We start from the raw sequence: 17,098 nt of genomic DNA, 5'->3' as shown, positions 1-17,098 counted from the left end.
CCTCTATTTCTCCTTTGTAGACTTGGCACACATTCTGTCGGATGTGTGCATTTTTTTTGCCTATTTAAAATAAAGGCCGTCTGAATGTTGTAATCTTTCAGACGGCCTTTGTTTGTTGAATAGAATTAGATGTCTAATACTACTTCTTCTTTGACTTCTTCCATGACAACATAGCTGCGGCTTTCGGAAGCAGCCGGCAGTTGCAGCAGGATATTGCCGAGCATATCGCGATAGGCGGACATATTGGGCAGGCGGACTTTGATAAGGTAGTCGTATTCGCCGGATACTAAGTGGCATTCCAGAATTTGCGGAATCTTCAGCACTTCGCGTTTGAAGTCTTCAAAAATATTGCCGGATTTGGAACGCAGTTTCAGCTCGACAAAGACCAAGAGGCTTTGGCCTAAAGCATGAGGATTCAGATGGGCGTGATAGCCGGTAATGAGGTTGTCGCGTTCCAAGCGGCGGACGCGTTCGGTTACTGGCGTAGTGGAGAGGCCGACTTTTTCAGCCAATTCAGTCATGGGGATACGTGCATTTTGTTGTAGGAGCTTGAGGATTTTTAAGTCGGTTTTGTCGAGTTCTTTCATGGCCTTGATGTCTGTCGTTTTCATTTGGATTGAATCATAACCTTAAAACAGGCTGAGAAGAAGCATAAATGCCTAAAGGTGCGCATGAGTTCTAAAATATGAATAGATTATTCTTGTGTATTTCATGGAATCCTGTGTAGTTTTTGACCTATAATATTTACTTCAAAGTAATAGGGCAGGCCGTCTGAAACGGAATGCCGATAAGAGGAATACATTATGCGTCCGCTCAATGCGCAAATCCGTTTGGATAATTTACGTCAAAATTATCGTTTTCTCAAAGAGTTGCATGGCAATAAATTGTTGGCCGTGATTAAGGCCGATGCTTACGGGCATGGTGCGGTCAGATGTGCACACGCGTTGGCGGATATTGCCGACGGCTTTGCGGTGGCAACGGTAGATGAAGGCGTGGAATTGCGTCAAAACGGCATTAAAAATCCGATTGTTTTGTTGGAAGGCGTGTTTGAGGCTGCGGAATATGCGGATGTTGACCGTTATGATTTGTGGCCGGCAATCGGTAGCCAATGGCAGTTGGAGGCGTTTGTGCATCATGAGTGGCAACGTCCGACGACCGTATGGCTGAAAATGGACTCGGGTATGCACCGTGCCGGTTTCTTTCCGCATAACTATGCCGCCGCCTATACTGCATTGAAACAATCCGAATCGGTTGAAAACATTGTGAAATTCAGCCATTTTGCCTGCGCGGACGAACCGGAAAACGGCATGACCGAAATGCAGCTTGAAGCGTTTGATTTGGCGTGTGAGGGTTTGGAAGGCGAAGAGAGCTTGGCGAATTCCGCCGCGATTTTGAACGTGCCTGAAGCGCGGCGCGATTGGGGACGTGCCGGTCTGGCCTTGTATGGTATTTCGCCTTTCGGCGGCGTGGATGAGCGTTTGAAACCTGTTATGCGCCTGACTTCCCGTGTTTTCGGCGAGCGCGTGTTGCAACCGCATTCTCCGATTGGCTACGGCGCAACGTTCTACACCAGCAAATCTATCCGTGTCGGTTTGATTGCCTGCGGCTATGCCGACGGTTATCCGCGTCGCGCTTCCACTAATTCCCCTGTGGCAGTGGATGGCAAACGCAGCCGTATTATCGGCAGGGTATCTATGGATATGATTACGGTTGAGCTGGAAGCATCGAAAGAGGGCTTGGGCGCGGAAGTCGAGCTTTGGGGCGATGTGATTAATATCAATGAAGTTTCCGAAGTTGCCGGTATGATTCCGTACGAAATTCTCTGCAATATCAAACGTGCGAAGTTTACTTATATCGAGTAAGCAGTAAAAGATGAGGCCGTCTGAAATGTGTTTTCAGACGGCCTTTTTATTAGCTGCAATTAAAACGATTCGTCAGCGCGTAGATAACGCCATTTGCCCGGCGGCAGTCTGCCGAGTTTGACTTTACCCATGCGGATGCGTTTCAAACCGACGACACGCAGGCCGACCAGTTCGCACATGCGGCGGATTTGGCGTTTTTTGCCTTGTCGCAAAATAAAGCGCAACTGGTCTTCGTTTTGCCATTCGACTTTGGCGGGGCGCAATTTTTCTCCGTCCAAACTCAAGCCGTGGTTGAGTAGGGCGAGGCCTTTATCGTCCAGTTTGCCACGGACGCGGACAAGGTATTCTTTTTCGCTGCTGCTGTTTTCACCAATCAGTTGTTTGGCAATGCGGCCGTCCTGAGTGAGTACTAACAATCCGACGGAGTCGATATCTAAGCGGCCGGCAGGGGCTAAGCCGAATTTGTGTTTTTCGCTGAAAGGGATACGGCTGTCATCGCCTTCCCAATGGTTTTCGGCGGTAATGAGTTCTGCGGCGGATTTATAGCCTTTTTCTGCCTGCGCGCTGACGTAGCCGACGGGTTTATTCAGAAGGATGGTTACGCGCGCTGCTTGTTTTTCATGGGCTTGTTTGTTGAGGTCGATGCGGTCGCGCTCGGTGACTTTTTGACCGAGTACGGCGGTTTGACCGTTGACTTTGACCCAGCCTTGCTCGATGTAACTGTCTGCCTCGCGGCGCGAGCATAAGCCCAATTGCGCCATGCGTTTGGAGAGGCGCATGGTTTCGGAATCGTTGTTTTGCATGGTATGGCAATATAGAGAAATGGGAATGTCGGATTATAGCATTGACTGTTTGTCAGGCCGTCTGAAAACTGAATTTTTGGGTTTTCAGACGGCCTTTCGTTTGTTATATGTTAAGGAATATTTAGTTTTGAAGTAAAAAATGAAGGGTATATTGTCTGTTTGTGTTAACCTTACGGACGAACTAATCATTTTGTTTTCAGTCGAATTTGGGTTGAAATGACATTTCACTCATGAAATCATGAAGACTATAATGACTGGTCTTTCTGAAGCGCATTAAGGCAGTTTGTCGCTAAAGCAAGCCTTGGTGCATCACGTTTTAAGGATAAATCAATGAAATCGCTCAAATCATTTTTGATCTGGGGCATTGTGGTTTTGGTAGGCTTGGCCTCCTTTACTACTTTAGCTCTCAGCCGTGGCGAGCAAGTCAGTGCGATTTGGATGGTTACGGCCGCCATTTCGGTATACTGCATTGCCTACCGTTTCTACAGTCTTTACATTGCCAACCGTGTGATGCAGCTTGATCCTAACCGTCTGACTCCGGCAGAACGCCACAATGACGGCTTGGACTATGTTCCCACACATAAAGGCGTACTGTTCGGCCACCACTTTGCCGCTATTGCCGGCGCAGGCCCTCTGGTTGGTCCTGTATTGGCAGCGCAAATGGGTTATCTGCCCGGTACTTTGTGGATTATCTTCGGCGTGGTATTTGCCGGTGCCGTACAGGATATGATGGTACTATTTGTTTCTATGCGCCGTGACGGTAAGTCTTTGGGCGATATCGTGAAACAAGAACTCGGTACCGTTCCCGGCGTGATTGCATCCATTGGTATTTTGATGATTATGGTCATCATTATGGCGGTGTTGGCGCTGATTGTTGTGAAAGCATTGGTTCACAGCCCTTGGGGTACGTTCACCATCGCAGCGACTATGCCGATTGCTCTGTTTATGGGTATTTACACCCGTTATATCCGTCCGGGCAAAATCGGCGAGATTTCCATCGTCGGCTTTATTTTGCTGATGTTGGCCGTGATTTACGGTGAAGATGTTGCCCACAGCTCCTTCGGTCACTGGTTCGACCTTGACGGCATTCAGCTGACTTGGGCGATTATGATTTACGGTTTCGTGGCTTCCGTATTGCCGGTTTGGCTCTTGCTGACTCCGCGCGACTATCTGTCTACCTTCCTGAAAATCGGTACGATTGCAGCTTTGGCTTTGGGTATCGTTATTGTTAACCCGACTCTGCAAATGCCTGCAGTTACCCACTTTATCGATGGTTCAGGCCCGGTATTCTCTGGTGCATTGTTCCCATTCTTGTTCATTACCATTGCTTGTGGTGCAGTTTCAGGCTTCCATGCGCTGATTTCTTCAGGTACCACTCCAAAAATGGTGGAAAACGAAACCCACGTCCGCATGATCGGTTACGGCGGCATGATTATGGAAAGCTTTGTGGCTATTATGGCGCTGGCTGCCGCCGCTTCGCTTGAGCCAGGCGTGTACTTTGCGATGAACAGCCCGGCCGCGCTGATTGGTACAGATGCCAACACAGCTGCCGAAGTCATCACCACTAAACTGAATTTCTCTGTTGATGCCGCAACCCTGTTGCACACTGCTAAAGAAGTGGGCGAAAACACCATTCTATCCCGCGCAGGCGGTGCACCAACCCTCGCAGTCGGTATGGCACACATCATGAGCCGTCTGATTCCGGGCGAAGCCATGATGGCGTTCTGGTATCACTTTGCCTTGCTGTTTGAAGCCTTGTTCATCCTGACCGCAGTTGACGCCGGTACACGCGTTGCCCGTTTCATGATTCAAGACTTGGGCAGTATCTTCTACAAACCATTCGGTAACACCGACTCAATCCCTGCCAACTTGGTTGCCACATTCTTTGCTGTGGCATTGTGGGGTTACTTCCTCTATACCGGCGTAACCGACCCTCTGGGCGGTATTAACTCGCTCTGGCCGTTGTTTGGTATCGCCAACCAAATGCTTGCAGGCGTAGCGTTGATTATGTGTACCGTCGTATTGGTGAAAATGAAACGCGACCGCTATGTTTGGGTAACTTTGGTTCCTGCTGTCGGCGTATTGTTCGTAACCTGCTATGCCGGTTTGCAAAAACTGTTCCACAGCGACCCGCGCGTCAGCTTCTTGGCTCACGCAGGCAAATACCGCGATGCCTTGGCTTCAGGCGAAGTCCTCGCTCCTGCTAAAGACATTGGCGAAATGTCACAAATCATCTTCAACGACCAAATCAATGCCGGTTTGACCGCTTTGTTCTTGGCAGTTGTCGTGATTGTCGCCGTGTACGGTTTCCGTACTGCCATGAAAGCCCGCAAAGTCGGTTGGCCAACTGCTAAAGAAATTCCAGCAGTGTACCGCGACGGTAAACAGCCGGAGACTCAAAGTGAAGCATAAGCTCGCATCTTGGTGGAAAACCATCAAGTTGACAGCGAACTTGATGGCCGGTGTCCCAGATTATGAAAACTACGTTGCCCGCCAGCGCAAACATAATCCCAACGCGCCGGTCATGACCGAGCTGCAATTCCAAGACTACTGCCGCAAACGCCGTTGCGGCGGCAACGGCGGACGCTGTTGTTAATGAAGGCATAAAAAGGCCGTCTGAAAATATTTTCAGACGGCCTTTCATTATGGAATATCAATAAAAATCAAAAACTTTGTCTTGTCATCAATATTTAATCGAACAACTTGCCAATATTTACTCTTCTTCGAGCAGGACCAGCGGACGCTGTATTTTTCTGAGTTCTTCCACCTCGTCCAACAGCCGCATAATCAGCCCCAATGCAGGAATGCCGGCCTCAAAATCACGGCTTAAGCGTTGTGCGCGACGGATGCGGGCAAGATGAAAACCACTGAAGGTGCTTTTTTCGGGCACTCCATCTATGCTGATGATGTCTTCTGCTATAAGTTCCAACAGCCAATCACGACGGCAGCGGCTGGCGGCAACGATTTCTTCAAAAGTAAGGGTAACATCGGAGGACTGAATCATAATTTATCCTTTCTCTTATGCTTGTTTCGCGGCAAAGTGTTCGGCCAATTTTTCCCATGCGGCACGGTCGGCTTCGCTCTCTACTGGCGGAACATTAATGCGGATATTGAGATAAAGGTCTCCGGCTTCTTTTGCAGGAATACCTTTGCCTTTGAGGCGGATGCTTTTACCGCTTTGGCTGTTGGCAGGCAGATTGACCTGCAAGCGGCCTGAAGCGGTAGGGACGATGATTTTGCCGCCCAATACGGCTTCCCAAGGTTTGACATCTATTGTTTGATATACGTCTTTCCTGTTTTTGACGTATAAATCAGGTTGGTCGTGGAACTTGATTTTTAAGTACAAGTCACCGTTTTCTCCACCGTTATATCCCGGCAAACCTTGACCGGCCAAACGGATTTGTTGGCCTTCTGCAATGCCTTTGGGGATTTTGACGTTGAGGGTTTTATTTTGATAAACCGCACGTCCGTATTCGTCTAGAGTCGGCACATTCAAAGTCATGCTACGTTCTGCGCCAACATACGCTGCGTAAATATCAATACTCAATTCAGCATGTTGATCCTCGCCTTTTATTGGGCCGCGGGGTTGCTCGGAACGAGTGTGGGATTGGCGGAATGATGAAAACAGATCTTCAAAATTGAAGTCTCCCGCTCCGAACGGTTCGCCTTCATGACGTTCATAGTGGAAGCCGCCACCGTTAAATCCATTGCCAAACGGATTGCCGCCTTGACCGAACGGATTGCCTCCGGCGCTGCGTCCGTAAGGATTAGCCAACATTTCATCGTATTCGGCCCGCTTTTCTTTATCGGAAAGCGTTTCGTAGGCACGGTTGATTTCTACCGTACGTTCGGCTGCGTCAGGTTCTTTGCTGACATCGGGGTGGTATTTGCGCACCAGTTTTCGGTAGGCTTTTTTGATTTCGGCCTCATCCGCATCTTTGGCAACGCCTAGTATTTCATAATAGTTTTTTTCTGCCATGTTATTCCTTTGACTGCTAATATACAAAATTCTTATAGTTTTAATAATTGAGGGTAGATATTCTAAAATCAAGGGCATTGGAAATAAAATTCTCTATTTCTGACAATGATTAATGGGTAATTTATTTCTTTGTTTTTAGAGAAATAGAAAATATAAAGGCCGTCTGAAATACGGTTTTTCAGACGGCCTTTATCAAATTGGGGTTTTATTTGTCTTGAGCATTTTTTTGTTCGCGAACCACCCATTGGGCAATATCTGAACCCAATACTTTAGAAGTGCGGTTCAAGACGGCGCAAGAGCTTTTATAAGCGCCAAACATGCCACCGGAAGAGTTGCGGGTAAAGGTTTTTTTATTAACTTGTTTGCCGTCAACATACAAAGTGGCTGAAACCGCCATCCCTTTGGCGTGACCGATAAAGGCATTGCCTGCACTCATGGCGGAAGTGATAGCGATATCTGCGTATGTGCCTTGTTTTTTACCGTCACGGACAACTGTTACATCGCTTTTGGCTGCAGTTTCTTGCAAAGATTTGGACATGATGCTGCCCACTTCTAAACACTCAGAAACAATACGGGTATCGATTTCTTCTTTATCGCGGTAAGGAATGCTTTCATCAATATGGACATCTGCGCTGGCAAATGCAGATGCAAACAAGAATGCGGTTGCAAGGATACTGCTAGGAGACATAGTAGGGTACCTGAAATGGAATGTTAAAAAGAGTTGTTATTGTATAACGGTATTTACACTCAATCAACATAAGTTAAATAGGAAAAGATTTTGTTGAAATAGCTGTTATAGCAAGATAATCAAAAGGCCGTCTGAAATACTGCTATTCAGACGGCCTTTTGATTGGGGCATTAATTTGTTCTAGTCAAATAAGGCAGGGGATCGACTGCTTTGCCGTTTAGACGAACTTCAAAATGAAGCTTGACGCTGTCTGTATCGCTGCTGCCCATGGTCGCGATAACTTGACCTGCTTGGACTTTTTGATCTTTTTGTACCAAAAGCGTGTCGTTGTGGGCATAGGCGGTAATGGTGTAGTCGTTGTGGCTGATTAAAATCAGCTTGCCGTAGCCGCGTACTTCTTCGCCAACGTAGATGACGGTACCGGCTGCGGCAGAACGGATTTGTTGGCCTTGCGTGCCTGCAATATCTATGCCTTTGCTGCTTGTGCCGTTGTAGCGTTGGATAATGGAGGATGAGGCGTTATCGGTCGGCCATTGCAAGCTTAACCGGTTGATTGGGGTAACGGCGGTTGCTTGGCGTTGCTGCGTAGCAGTATTGCGGGAGGCAACATGACGGCGGACTCGCAATACTTGACCGACTTCGATTTGTGAGGCGTTGGGAAGGTTATTCCATGCAACCAGTGTATTGACGTTTTGTCCGTAGCGTTTGGCAATTTGGGTCAGGGTATCGCCGGGGCGGACTTTGTAGTAGCCGTCAGGTACAGCTCGGTTGGAAGAGGTATTGTTGCCGGCGCAGGCTGCTAAGACGGCAATGGTGCTGATGAGGGCCAGACGTTTTAAGGCCGTCTGAAAGGTGGAAATAAAATTTGTATTCATGGGTTGTTTCAAAATGTATCGTTATGTTGTGTATGATAGATAGGAAGAGTGGAAAAAGGTTCACTCAAAAGGCATGGGATAAACTGCATAAAGGCAGCATATTAACATTGAAAATTTGTGGATATGGCGGTATATTTTTTTATCATTTTGATGATAAAGGATTTTTTTGATAAGGTAAAAGAAAGTGAAAGTTTTTTCAGACGGTATTGAATAAGGCAATAAAAATCCCCTGCCGAGATAGACGGACAGGGGATTTTTGTCTCATCGAACTTATTTGTTCAATTCGTTAGCCAGATACAGCCAAGTTTCAATCACGGTATCAGGGTTGAGCGATACGCTCTCGATACCTTCTTGAACCAGCCATTTGGCAAAGTCCGGATGGTCTGACGGGCCTTGACCGCAAATACCGACGTATTTGTTTTGTTTGCGGCAGGCAGAGATTGCCAAGTGCAACATCACTTTAACGGCAGGGTTGCGCTCGTCGAAGGAATCAGATACCAAACCGCTGTCACGGTCGAGGCCGAGGGTCAGCTGGGTCATGTCGTTAGAGCCGATGGAGAAACCGTCGAAGTATTGCAGGAATTGTTCTGCCAATACAGCGTTGCTTGGCAACTCGCACATCATGATCAGGCGCAGGCCGTTTTTGCCGCGTTCCAAACCGTTTTCTTTCAGGGCTTTGACAACAGCTTCGGCTTCACCCAAAGTGCGGACGAATGGAATCATGATTTCGACGTTGGTCAAACCCATTTCGTCACGGACGCGTTTCAAGGCTTTGCACTCGAGTGCGAAGCAGTCTTTGAAGCTGTCAGCAACATAACGCGCTGCACCACGGAAGCCCAACATTGGGTTTTCTTCGTGCGGTTCGTAGATGCTGCCACCTACCAAGTTAGCGTACTCGTTGGATTTGAAGTCAGACATACGGACGATGGTTTTGCGTGGATAAACCGAAGCAGCCAAAGTTGCCACACCTTCTGCGATTTTATCGACATAGAAGTCGACAGGAGAAGCGTAGCCAGCGATGCGGCGGGTAATTTCCGCTTTCAATTCGTCGTCTTGTTTGTCAAATTCCAACAAGGCTTTAGGATGGATACCGATTTGACGGTTGATGATGAATTCCATACGTGCCAAGCCGATGCCTTCGCTAGGCAGGTTGGCGAAGCTGAATGCCAATTCAGGGTTACCAACGTTCATCATCACTTTGACAGGGGCTTTAGGCATGTTGTCCAAAGCAACATCGGTAACTTGTACGTCCAGCAGGCCGGAGTAGATGAAGCCGGTATCGCCTTCGGCACAAGATACGGTAACTTCTTGGCCGTCTGAAAGCAGGTCGGTAGCATCGCCACAACCTACAACAGCCGGAATACCCAATTCACGCGCGATAATCGCTGCGTGGCAGGTACGGCCACCACGGTTGGTAACAATGGCAGAAGCACGTTTCATTACCGGTTCCCAATCCGGGTCGGTCATGTCGGTAACGAGTACGTCGCCTGCTTCAACGGAATCCATCTCTGAAGCATCTTTCACCAAGCGAACTTTACCTTGGCCAACTTTTTGACCGATAGCTCGGCCTTCGCACAAGACAACTTTTTCGCCGTTGATAGAGAAGCGGCGCAGGTTGCGGCTGCCGTCTTCTTGAGATTTTACAGTTTCAGGGCGTGCTTGCAGGATGTAGAGTTTGCCATCCAAACCATCGCGCCCCCATTCGATGTCCATTGGGCGGCCGTAGTGTTTTTCGATGGTCAGCGCGTAATGAGCCAACTCGGTTACTTCGGCGTCGGTAATGGAGAAGCGTTGACGGTCTTCTGCAGGTACATCAACGTTGGTTACAGATTTACCGGCTTCGGCTTTGTCGGTAAAAATCATTTTGATTTGTTTCGAACCCATGGTTTTGCGCAGGATAGCCGGTTTGCCTGCTTTCAAAGTAGGTTTGAATACATAGAATTCGTCAGGGTTTACCGCGCCTTGTACGACGTTTTCGCCCAGGCCGTAAGAAGAGGTAACGAAAACGACTTGGTCGTAACCGGATTCGGTATCGATGGTGAACATCACACCGGAGGCACCGCTGTCAGAGCGCACCATGCGTTGTACGCCGGCAGAAAGGGCAACGATGTCGTGTTCGAAGCCTTTGTGGACACGGTAAGAAATGGCACGGTCGTTGTACAGGGAAGCGAATACATGGTGCATCGCTTCTTTAACGTTATCCAAACCATTAATATTCAGGAAGGTTTCTTGTTGGCCGGCGAAAGAAGCGTCCGGCAAGTCTTCTGCTGTTGCAGAAGAACGTACGGCAACGGAGATGTCCGCACCGCCGGCATCGGCAACCATTTTGTTCCAAGCTGTTTCGATTTCAGCATCCAGTTGCTCAGGGAACGGGGTATCCAAAATCCATTGACGGATTTCTTTACCCACGCGTGCCAATTCAGCAACGTCTTCAACATCCAGTTGTTTCAGGGCTTCGGAAATACGCTCGCTCAGACCATTGTGAGCCAGGAAAGCACGATAAGCTTCGGCTGTGGTTGCAAAACCGCCGGGAACGCGCACGCCTTTTTCAGTCAGTTGGCTGATCATTTCGCCCAAAGAGGCATTTTTACCGCCCACTCGCTCAACGTCAGTCATACGCAGGTTTTCAAACCAAATAACGTAGTTTTCGGCCATTTGTGTGTCCAATCCAAAAAATGTTAAAAAAGAAACAAATCCGCCTGCTTATTGTAGCCATTCGTTTGATGGCTGTCATGTGTTTTATCTTTTTAAAAATCACAAATTCGTCTGTGATATTGTGCTTTTCAGGCGTGTAGCCTTCTGAAATACGAATATCAGATTCATGTTTTTACGTGTTATCTTCTTGTTAAATATGGAAAACAAAATAAGTTAATAAATTTAATAAACAAGATTTATTTTACAATTTTAGAATAAAATTCTACAAAATAGCAAAAAATAAAATTTTGTGCCAATTTAAAAATTGTTCAAATTTGTTGTAATCCTGTGTAATCTATCGGGAATCGCTTTATTGCAAAGGCTGTAACTGCTATGATTGCCGTCTGAAACGTTACCCTCAAGAGGATTCATTATGACTGATCCACGCCAAGTCTTCTATATTTCCGACCGAACTGGTCTGACCGCTGAAAATATCGGTGAAGCCTTGCTGAACCAATTTGGCAATGTTGAGTTCAAACGCCATACCTATCCGTTTATTGATACGCCTGAAAAAGCGCGTGCTGTTGTAGACAAAGTCAACCAGTCAGCTGAAAAATTCGGCGTGCGCCCGATTGCTTTTGTCAGTGTGGTCAATGACGAAATCCGTGAAATCATCAAGAAAGCCAATGCGTTCCATATTAATTTCTTTGAAACCTTTCTCGGTCTTTTGGAAAAGGAACTCAATACGGAGGCGGTTGCCGCCCGGCAGGGGCACCACAGTATCGGCAATACCCAACGCTATGATGCGCGTATGGAGGCGGTCAATTTTTCACTGAATCATGATGACGGTGTCAGCGATAAAAACCTGCAGGAAGCGGATGTGATTTTGATGGGCGTGTCCCGTTCGGGCAAAACGCCGACCTGTCTCTATCTGGCCCTGCAATACGGTATCCGCGCCGCAAACTATCCATTGATTCCCGATGATTTGGAATCGACCGATTTGCCGCGTATGGTCAAACCTTATAAAGACAAGCTGTTCGGCTTGACCATTCAGCCTGAGCGTCTGCAGGCTATCCGTCATGAGCGCCGTCCTAATTCGACCTATGCCAAAATTGATACTTGCCGTAGCGAGATTGCCGATGCGCAAAATATGTTCAAACGCCACGGAGTGCCGTTTACCAATACAACGGATAAATCTGTGGAAGAACTCGCCGTCCATATCTTGCAGGCTTGCAAGCTGAAACGCCGTTTTTAACTGAAATGATAAAAGGCCGTCTGAAAGTTTCAGACGGCCTTTTTTTGTTTGGCGCATTAGGTTTTAGGCAGGGTAACACCGGTTTGTCCCATGTATTTGCCGTTGCGGTCTTTGTATGAAGTTTCGCAGACTTCATCGCTTTCAAAGAACAAGACTTGAGCCACGCCTTCGCCGGCATAGATTTTAGCAGGCAGGGGGGTGGTGTTGGAAAACTCAAGTGTAACGTAGCCTTCCCACTCTGGCTCAAACGGGGTAACGTTGACGATGATGCCGCAGCGTGCGTAAGTGGATTTACCTAAGCAGACAGTCAGGACGTTGCGCGGGATGCGGAAATATTCGACTGTGCGTGCCAGTGCAAAGGAGTTAGGCGGAATGATGCAGCAGTCGTCTTCAACTGTAACGAAGTTTTTCGGGTCGAAGTTTTTCGGGTCGACGATGGTGCTGTTGATATTGGTGAAGATTTTAAATTCATTGGCACAACGGATGTCGTAGCCATAGCTGGATGTGCCGTAGGAGATGATGCGTTGGCCATTGGCCTCTTTGATTTGGTTGGGCTCGAACGGCTCAATCATGCCGTGTTCTTCGGCCATGCGGCGTATCCATTTGTCGGATTTAATGCTCATGGTGGTTGTCCTGAGGTAAGGGTTGTTTGGAAATTCTTTAAAATCAACACAACAGCCTTTAGGCGGGCTTGTCAATTGATGTTTCAGACGGCCTAAAATATGGATAAGGCCGTCTGAAAGGCTGTTTATTTGGTTTTGGAAGCAGATTTCTTAGCCAGTTTGACTTCTTTAATCATACCGTCTTCGCATTTCATGATGAATACGGGTGTGCCGTTTTGAGAGGCGGTAAAGTTTCCGTGCGCCCTGCCTTTTTTGAACACGCCCTCCAGCGTCATATTGCGTAATTTGGCGCTGTTTGAGGAGAAAGGTTCGATAAAGGTCTCGCTGTTGCCGGAAACGGTATATATGCCTTTGCCGTCAAATTTGCCGTTTTTAAAGGCCCCGACATAGCTGCGGCCGTCTTGGCATTTCCATGTGCCTTTGCCGGATGGTTTGCCGTCTTTGCCGACATCGCCATCATAAGCGCAACCTTTTTCCTGATAAGGATTGATGGTTTCGGCAATGGCAGGCGTACCCAGCATGAAGGCGATAGGGAGTAGGGCGAGGTATTTCATCATTATTGTTCCTTTTTGCAGGCGGTTTCAGACGGCCTGATATTGGGATTCAAAAGTCAGCAGGGTCTCAGCAATACGGCGTGGCAATATGGCTAAAGCATGTTCGCGCATGGATGCAGGGATACCATGGTAGGCTTCGGCAATACTGCCGGTAATGGCTGCCAAGGTATCGCTGTCACCGCCCAGGGAAACCGCCAGTCGGATGGCGTGTTCAAAATCATCGCTTTCAAGAAAGGCAGTAACTGCTTGAGGTACGGTTTCCTGACAGCTTTCATTGAAATGATAATGCGGGCGGATTTGGTCGCAACTTTGGCTCAAGTCGTAACCGAATTGTCGCGTAATGTTTTCTTTGATTTGCGCTTTGCCCATACCGGTACGCGCCCAAAAGATGGCGGCAGCTACAGCTTGTGCACCTTTAATGCCTTCCGGGTGGTTATGCGTTACGGCGGCGGATTGTTCGGCAAAATGCAGGGTTTCTTCCAATGTGGCAAATGCCCAGCCAACGGCAGAAACACGCATGGCCGAGCCGTTGCCCCAGCTATTATAAGGTTCTGGATCTTTCCATTCTATCCATTGTGAAAAGCGGCCGCCATATGCGCCTTTAGGACAGGGATATGCCCTACACCAGCCTTGTAAAATAGAGGCCAAATTATCGTTGCAGCCTTGTAAAACCCAATCGGCAATGGCAACAGTGCAAATCGTGTCATCGGTAAAGTCGCTGTCGGAGCTGAAAATATCAAAATTGGTGTGACGGTAGTTGTCAAACTCAAATCGTGATCCGGCAATATCGCCGATGACTGCGCCCAACATCATGACATCCTTTCTGATACTTCTATTTATATTTCAGACGGCCTTTGATATTTCCCAATCAAAAGGCCGTCTGAAAAATTACTCTTTCCAGCCGCCTAAATAAGAAACCAGCTCTTCTAACATAGTGCTGATGGCTTCGGTCATCAGGATTTGCGAGGCAAAGGCGAGGCTGGCAGCATCGTCACCGTTGCTTTCGGCTTCTTCTTGCAAAACGTCCAGATACTGGATGCGTTTGAGTGTAAAGTCTTGAGTGAGGATGAACGCAATTTGTTCGCGCCATACCAAGCCCAGTTGGGTAACGGTTTTGCCGTTTTTGACGTGTTGTACCACTTCATCGGCAGTCAGGTCTTGTTTGGAAACTTTGACGACCGGAACAACATCACCCACGCCTTTGAGTTCGCAATCGCAGTCCAATTCAAAACCGCCTTCGCAATGGCCTTGCAGCAGCCAGCCGGTCATCAGGGAAGAGGGCGATTGTTTGGTGTTGGGCAGGGCTGCTTCAAGACCGCCCAAGGCTTCGCGCAGTTTGGTCAGGATATTTTCCGCTTTGGCAGATGCGGCATTGTTGACCAAAAGATAACCATGGCGCGTGTCGAAAATCGCCTGTGTGCGGCTGCTGCGCGTAAAGGCACGGGGCAGCAGGTCGTCAGTAATCTGTTCTTTCAGCTCTTGTTTTTCCTTGCGGCCGACATTGCGCGCTTCGTTGTTTTGGATTTCCAAAACTTTTTCATCCAAAATATCGCGGATCACGCCGGCAGGCAGGACTTTTTCTTCTTTTTTCAGAGCAACGCGCCAAGTGTAATCAGCAGGGAAAACCAGCTCGGGCGAAAAGGAAACCGGCGTGGCAAAGCCTTCGCTAAACCAGTCCAAACCCTGACAATGGGCAAATTCGGATTGCGCCAATTTGTCGGCAAGGACTTCCAATTCGGGCAACTTGTCTTTGTTGAGCGGATAAAAACTGATTTGCTTAAACCACATGGCGAGTTTTCCTTTTTATTAAAACCGGCATTATACAGGGAAAATAACATACGGAAATCGGCAGTATCTTTAAAAATGCAGTAAAGGCGTTGACAGAAGAAAAGGCTTTCTGTATAGTTCGCGCTTCGGTTACGCGCCCATCGTCTAGAGGCCTAGGACACTGCCCTTTCACGGCGGCAACCGGGGTTCGAATCCCCGTGGGCGTGCCAAAATTTTTAGAAAACGCTCCTGCTTTTTGCAGGGGCGTTTTTTGTTTTCAGACGGCCTGTCGCTGTGAAAATATCTTTAAATTGGTTTACAATAATGCCATTCTGAATCTTAACGAGAGAAAACAATGTTAGACATCCAATTGCTCCGCAGCAATACCGCCGCAGTTGCCGAACGTTTGGCCGCCCGCGGTTACGAGTTTGATATCGCGCGTTTCAACGCTTTGGAAGAGCAACGCAAAGCCGTTCAAGTGAAAACAGAAGAATTGCAGGCTTCGCGCAACAGTATTTCCAAACAGATCGGCGCGTTGAAAGGCCAAGGCAAACACGAAGAGGCTCAAGCTGCGATGGATCAGGTTGCTCAAATCAAGGCGGATTTGGAGCAGGCTGCCGCCGATTTGGATGCCGTTCAGAAAGAATTGGACGCATGGTTGTTGAGCATTCCCAACCTGCCGCACGAAAGCGTACCCGCCGGTAAAGACGAAACCGAAAACGTCGAAGTCCGCAAAGTCGGTACGCCGCGCGAATTTGACTTTGAAATCAAAGACCATGTCGATTTGGGCGAACCTTTGGGCTTGGATTTCGAAGGCGGCGCGAAACTGTCCGGCGCGCGCTTTACCGTCATGAAAGGTCAAATCGCCCGCCTGCACCGCGCGCTGGCGCAGTTCATGCTCGATACGCACACGCTGAAACACGGCTACACCGAGCATTACACGCCCTACATCGTGGATGACACGACCCTGCAAGGTACAGGTCAACTGCCTAAATTTGCAGAAGATTTGTTCCACGTTACCCGCGGTGGCGATGAGAGCAAAAAAACGCAATATCTGATTCCGACCGCTGAAGTAACGCTGACCAATACTGTTGCCGACAGCATCGTGGCCGGCAGTGATTTACCGTTGAAATTGACTGCGCATTCCCCATGTTTCCGTTCCGAAGCGGGCGCATACGGTAAAGACGTGCGCGGCTTGATTCGCCAACACCAATTCGACAAAGTGGAAATGGTGCAAATCGTTCATCCGGAAAAATCATACGAAGCGCTGGAAGAAATGGTCGGACACGCTGAAAATATTTTGAAAGCGTTGGAACTGCCATACCGCGTGATCACTTTGTGTACCGGCGACATGGGCTTCGGCGCAACCAAAACCTACGACTTGGAAGTTTGGGTTCCTGCGCAAAATACTTATCGTGAGATTTCCAGCTGCTCCAACTGCGAAGATTTCCAAGCTCGCCGCATGAAAGCGCGTTTCAAAGATGAAAACGGTAAAAACCGTTTGGTGCATACTCTGAACGGCTCAGGCTTGGCTGTCGGCCGTACTTTGGTGGCAGTATTGGAAAACCATCAAAATGCCGACGGCAGCATTAATGTTCCTGCTGCGTTGCAACCGTATATGAGCGGCGTGACCAAATTGGAAGTAAAATAATCGTTGTTTAAATAAAAAGGCCGTCTGAAACTTGGGTTCAGACGGCCTTTTCTATGATTGAACAATTATTTGTTGTGTTGACGGAAATATTCCCATTCTTCGACAACGGTACCGTCAGGCAAGTGGCACACGCCGTATTCGCCACCATCTTTGTCTTTTTTGATTTCGGATTTGCCGCCTTGTTTGACGCAGAATTCGGAAGCCGGATTGGCTGCGCCGAGGTTAGGAGATTCTTGTTTTTCAGAAGCGGAGCAGGCGGCCAAAGCGGTTGCGGCAGCCAGACTGAGGATAATGGGTTTGATCATGGCGTGTCTTTCATTTGAAGGATAAAAACAAGCGGATTATAGGGGATGCTTGCGTTTAATTGAGTTAACCAGATTAAAGGCCGTCTGAAAAGTTTTCAGACG

The 17,098-nt window shown here is 48.2% G+C and carries 17 protein-coding genes and 1 tRNA gene; 6 read left to right on the top strand and 12 right to left on the bottom strand.

Annotation, left to right across the window (positions count from 1 at the left end):
- Positions 1-125 precede the first annotated feature (125 nt).
- Positions 126-587 (bottom strand): winged helix-turn-helix transcriptional regulator, encoded by a 462-nt coding sequence (locus HMPREF2696_RS06490; protein WP_079453694.1) that lies wholly within the window; start codon positions 585-587, stop codon positions 126-128.
- Positions 588-803: 216 nt separating this feature from the next.
- Between HMPREF2696_RS06490 and alr the strand changes: the two genes are divergently transcribed.
- On the top strand, positions 804-1,862 hold the full coding sequence (gene alr / locus HMPREF2696_RS06485; RefSeq protein WP_049336198.1) for an alanine racemase: 1,059 nt from the start codon (positions 804-806) through the stop codon (positions 1,860-1,862).
- Between the two features lie 59 nt (positions 1,863-1,921).
- On the opposite strand, the gene HMPREF2696_RS06480 is transcribed toward alr, so the two are convergent.
- On the bottom strand, positions 1,922-2,665 hold the full coding sequence (locus HMPREF2696_RS06480) for a pseudouridine synthase (RefSeq protein ID WP_004520512.1): 744 nt from the start codon (positions 2,663-2,665) through the stop codon (positions 1,922-1,924).
- 330 nt (positions 2,666-2,995) lie between these two features.
- Here HMPREF2696_RS06480 and HMPREF2696_RS06475 point away from each other — a divergent pair, with 330 nt between their 5' ends.
- Together HMPREF2696_RS06475 and HMPREF2696_RS06470 are read left to right on the top strand one after the other, a co-directional pair.
- Positions 2,996-5,077 carry a carbon starvation CstA family protein gene (locus HMPREF2696_RS06475; RefSeq protein ID WP_049336196.1) on the top strand — a complete coding sequence of 694 codons (2,082 nt, stop codon included), beginning with the start codon at positions 2,996-2,998 and terminating at the stop codon, positions 5,075-5,077.
- Entirely contained in the window at positions 5,067-5,261 is a 195-nt protein-coding gene (locus HMPREF2696_RS06470) for a YbdD/YjiX family protein (protein WP_003747442.1), read from the top strand. The genes HMPREF2696_RS06475 and HMPREF2696_RS06470 overlap by 11 nt, the downstream gene beginning before the upstream one ends.
- Before the next feature lie 117 nt (positions 5,262-5,378).
- Here the strand turns inward: HMPREF2696_RS06470 and HMPREF2696_RS06465 are convergent, their stop codons facing one another.
- From HMPREF2696_RS06465 to ppsA, 5 genes are all read right to left on the bottom strand, one after another.
- Positions 5,379-5,669 carry a chaperone modulator CbpM gene (locus HMPREF2696_RS06465; protein WP_049336193.1) on the bottom strand — a complete coding sequence of 97 codons (291 nt, stop codon included), beginning with the start codon at positions 5,667-5,669 and terminating at the stop codon, positions 5,379-5,381.
- A gap of 15 nt (positions 5,670-5,684) precedes the next feature.
- Complete coding sequence (locus tag HMPREF2696_RS06460; protein ID WP_063068882.1) at positions 5,685-6,644, bottom strand: DnaJ C-terminal domain-containing protein; 960 nt, start codon at positions 6,642-6,644, stop codon at positions 5,685-5,687.
- A 205-nt stretch (positions 6,645-6,849) separates the two neighbouring features.
- A complete protein-coding gene (locus HMPREF2696_RS06455; RefSeq protein ID WP_049336190.1) occupies positions 6,850-7,332 on the bottom strand; it encodes a hypothetical protein in 483 nt (160 codons plus the stop codon).
- A 170-nt stretch (positions 7,333-7,502) separates the two neighbouring features.
- Positions 7,503-8,207, bottom strand: coding sequence for a peptidoglycan DD-metalloendopeptidase family protein (locus tag HMPREF2696_RS06450; RefSeq protein WP_049332073.1), 705 nt, complete (start codon positions 8,205-8,207; stop codon positions 7,503-7,505).
- A gap of 270 nt (positions 8,208-8,477) precedes the next feature.
- The gene (gene ppsA, locus HMPREF2696_RS06445) at positions 8,478-10,862 is read right to left on the bottom strand and encodes a phosphoenolpyruvate synthase (protein WP_004520518.1); all 2,385 of its coding nucleotides are present in this window, start codon (positions 10,860-10,862) and stop codon (positions 8,478-8,480) included.
- 412 nt (positions 10,863-11,274) lie between these two features.
- Between ppsA and HMPREF2696_RS06440 the strand changes: the two genes are divergently transcribed.
- Positions 11,275-12,096: a posphoenolpyruvate synthetase regulatory kinase/phosphorylase PpsR gene (locus HMPREF2696_RS06440; protein WP_070588146.1), complete on the top strand. Its 822-nt coding sequence runs from the start codon at positions 11,275-11,277 to the stop codon at positions 12,094-12,096.
- Positions 12,097-12,152: 56 nt separating this feature from the next.
- Here the strand turns inward: HMPREF2696_RS06440 and dcd are convergent, their stop codons facing one another.
- The 4 genes from dcd to HMPREF2696_RS06420 form a co-directional block, all read right to left on the bottom strand.
- Entirely contained in the window at positions 12,153-12,719 is a 567-nt protein-coding gene (dcd, locus tag HMPREF2696_RS06435) for a dCTP deaminase (RefSeq protein ID WP_003680541.1), read from the bottom strand.
- A gap of 125 nt (positions 12,720-12,844) precedes the next feature.
- On the bottom strand, positions 12,845-13,276 hold the full coding sequence (locus tag HMPREF2696_RS06430; protein WP_070588144.1) for an MORN repeat-containing protein: 432 nt from the start codon (positions 13,274-13,276) through the stop codon (positions 12,845-12,847).
- 24 nt (positions 13,277-13,300) lie between these two features.
- On the bottom strand, positions 13,301-14,083 hold the full coding sequence (locus tag HMPREF2696_RS06425; protein WP_070588143.1) for an ADP-ribosylglycohydrolase family protein: 783 nt from the start codon (positions 14,081-14,083) through the stop codon (positions 13,301-13,303).
- A 78-nt stretch (positions 14,084-14,161) separates the two neighbouring features.
- Positions 14,162-15,061 (bottom strand): recombination-associated protein RdgC, encoded by a 900-nt coding sequence (locus tag HMPREF2696_RS06420; RefSeq protein WP_070588142.1) that lies wholly within the window; start codon positions 15,059-15,061, stop codon positions 14,162-14,164.
- Between the two features lie 133 nt (positions 15,062-15,194).
- Here HMPREF2696_RS06420 and HMPREF2696_RS06415 point away from each other — a divergent pair.
- Together HMPREF2696_RS06415 and serS are read left to right on the top strand one after the other, a co-directional pair.
- A tRNA-Glu gene (locus HMPREF2696_RS06415) sits at positions 15,195-15,270 on the top strand.
- Between the two features lie 125 nt (positions 15,271-15,395).
- A complete protein-coding gene (gene serS / locus HMPREF2696_RS06410; RefSeq protein WP_070588141.1) occupies positions 15,396-16,691 on the top strand; it encodes a serine--tRNA ligase in 1,296 nt (431 codons plus the stop codon).
- A 65-nt stretch (positions 16,692-16,756) separates the two neighbouring features.
- Here the strand turns inward: serS and HMPREF2696_RS06405 are convergent, their stop codons facing one another.
- On the bottom strand, positions 16,757-16,996 hold the full coding sequence (locus HMPREF2696_RS06405; protein ID WP_070588140.1) for a putative hemolysin: 240 nt from the start codon (positions 16,994-16,996) through the stop codon (positions 16,757-16,759).
- Positions 16,997-17,098 lie beyond the last annotated feature (102 nt).

Source organism: Neisseria sp. HMSC058F07 (assembly GCF_001810035.1).
Classification (GTDB): Bacteria; Pseudomonadota; Gammaproteobacteria; order Burkholderiales; family Neisseriaceae; genus Neisseria; species Neisseria perflava.
This window is presented reverse-complemented; position numbering and strand designations above follow the sequence as displayed.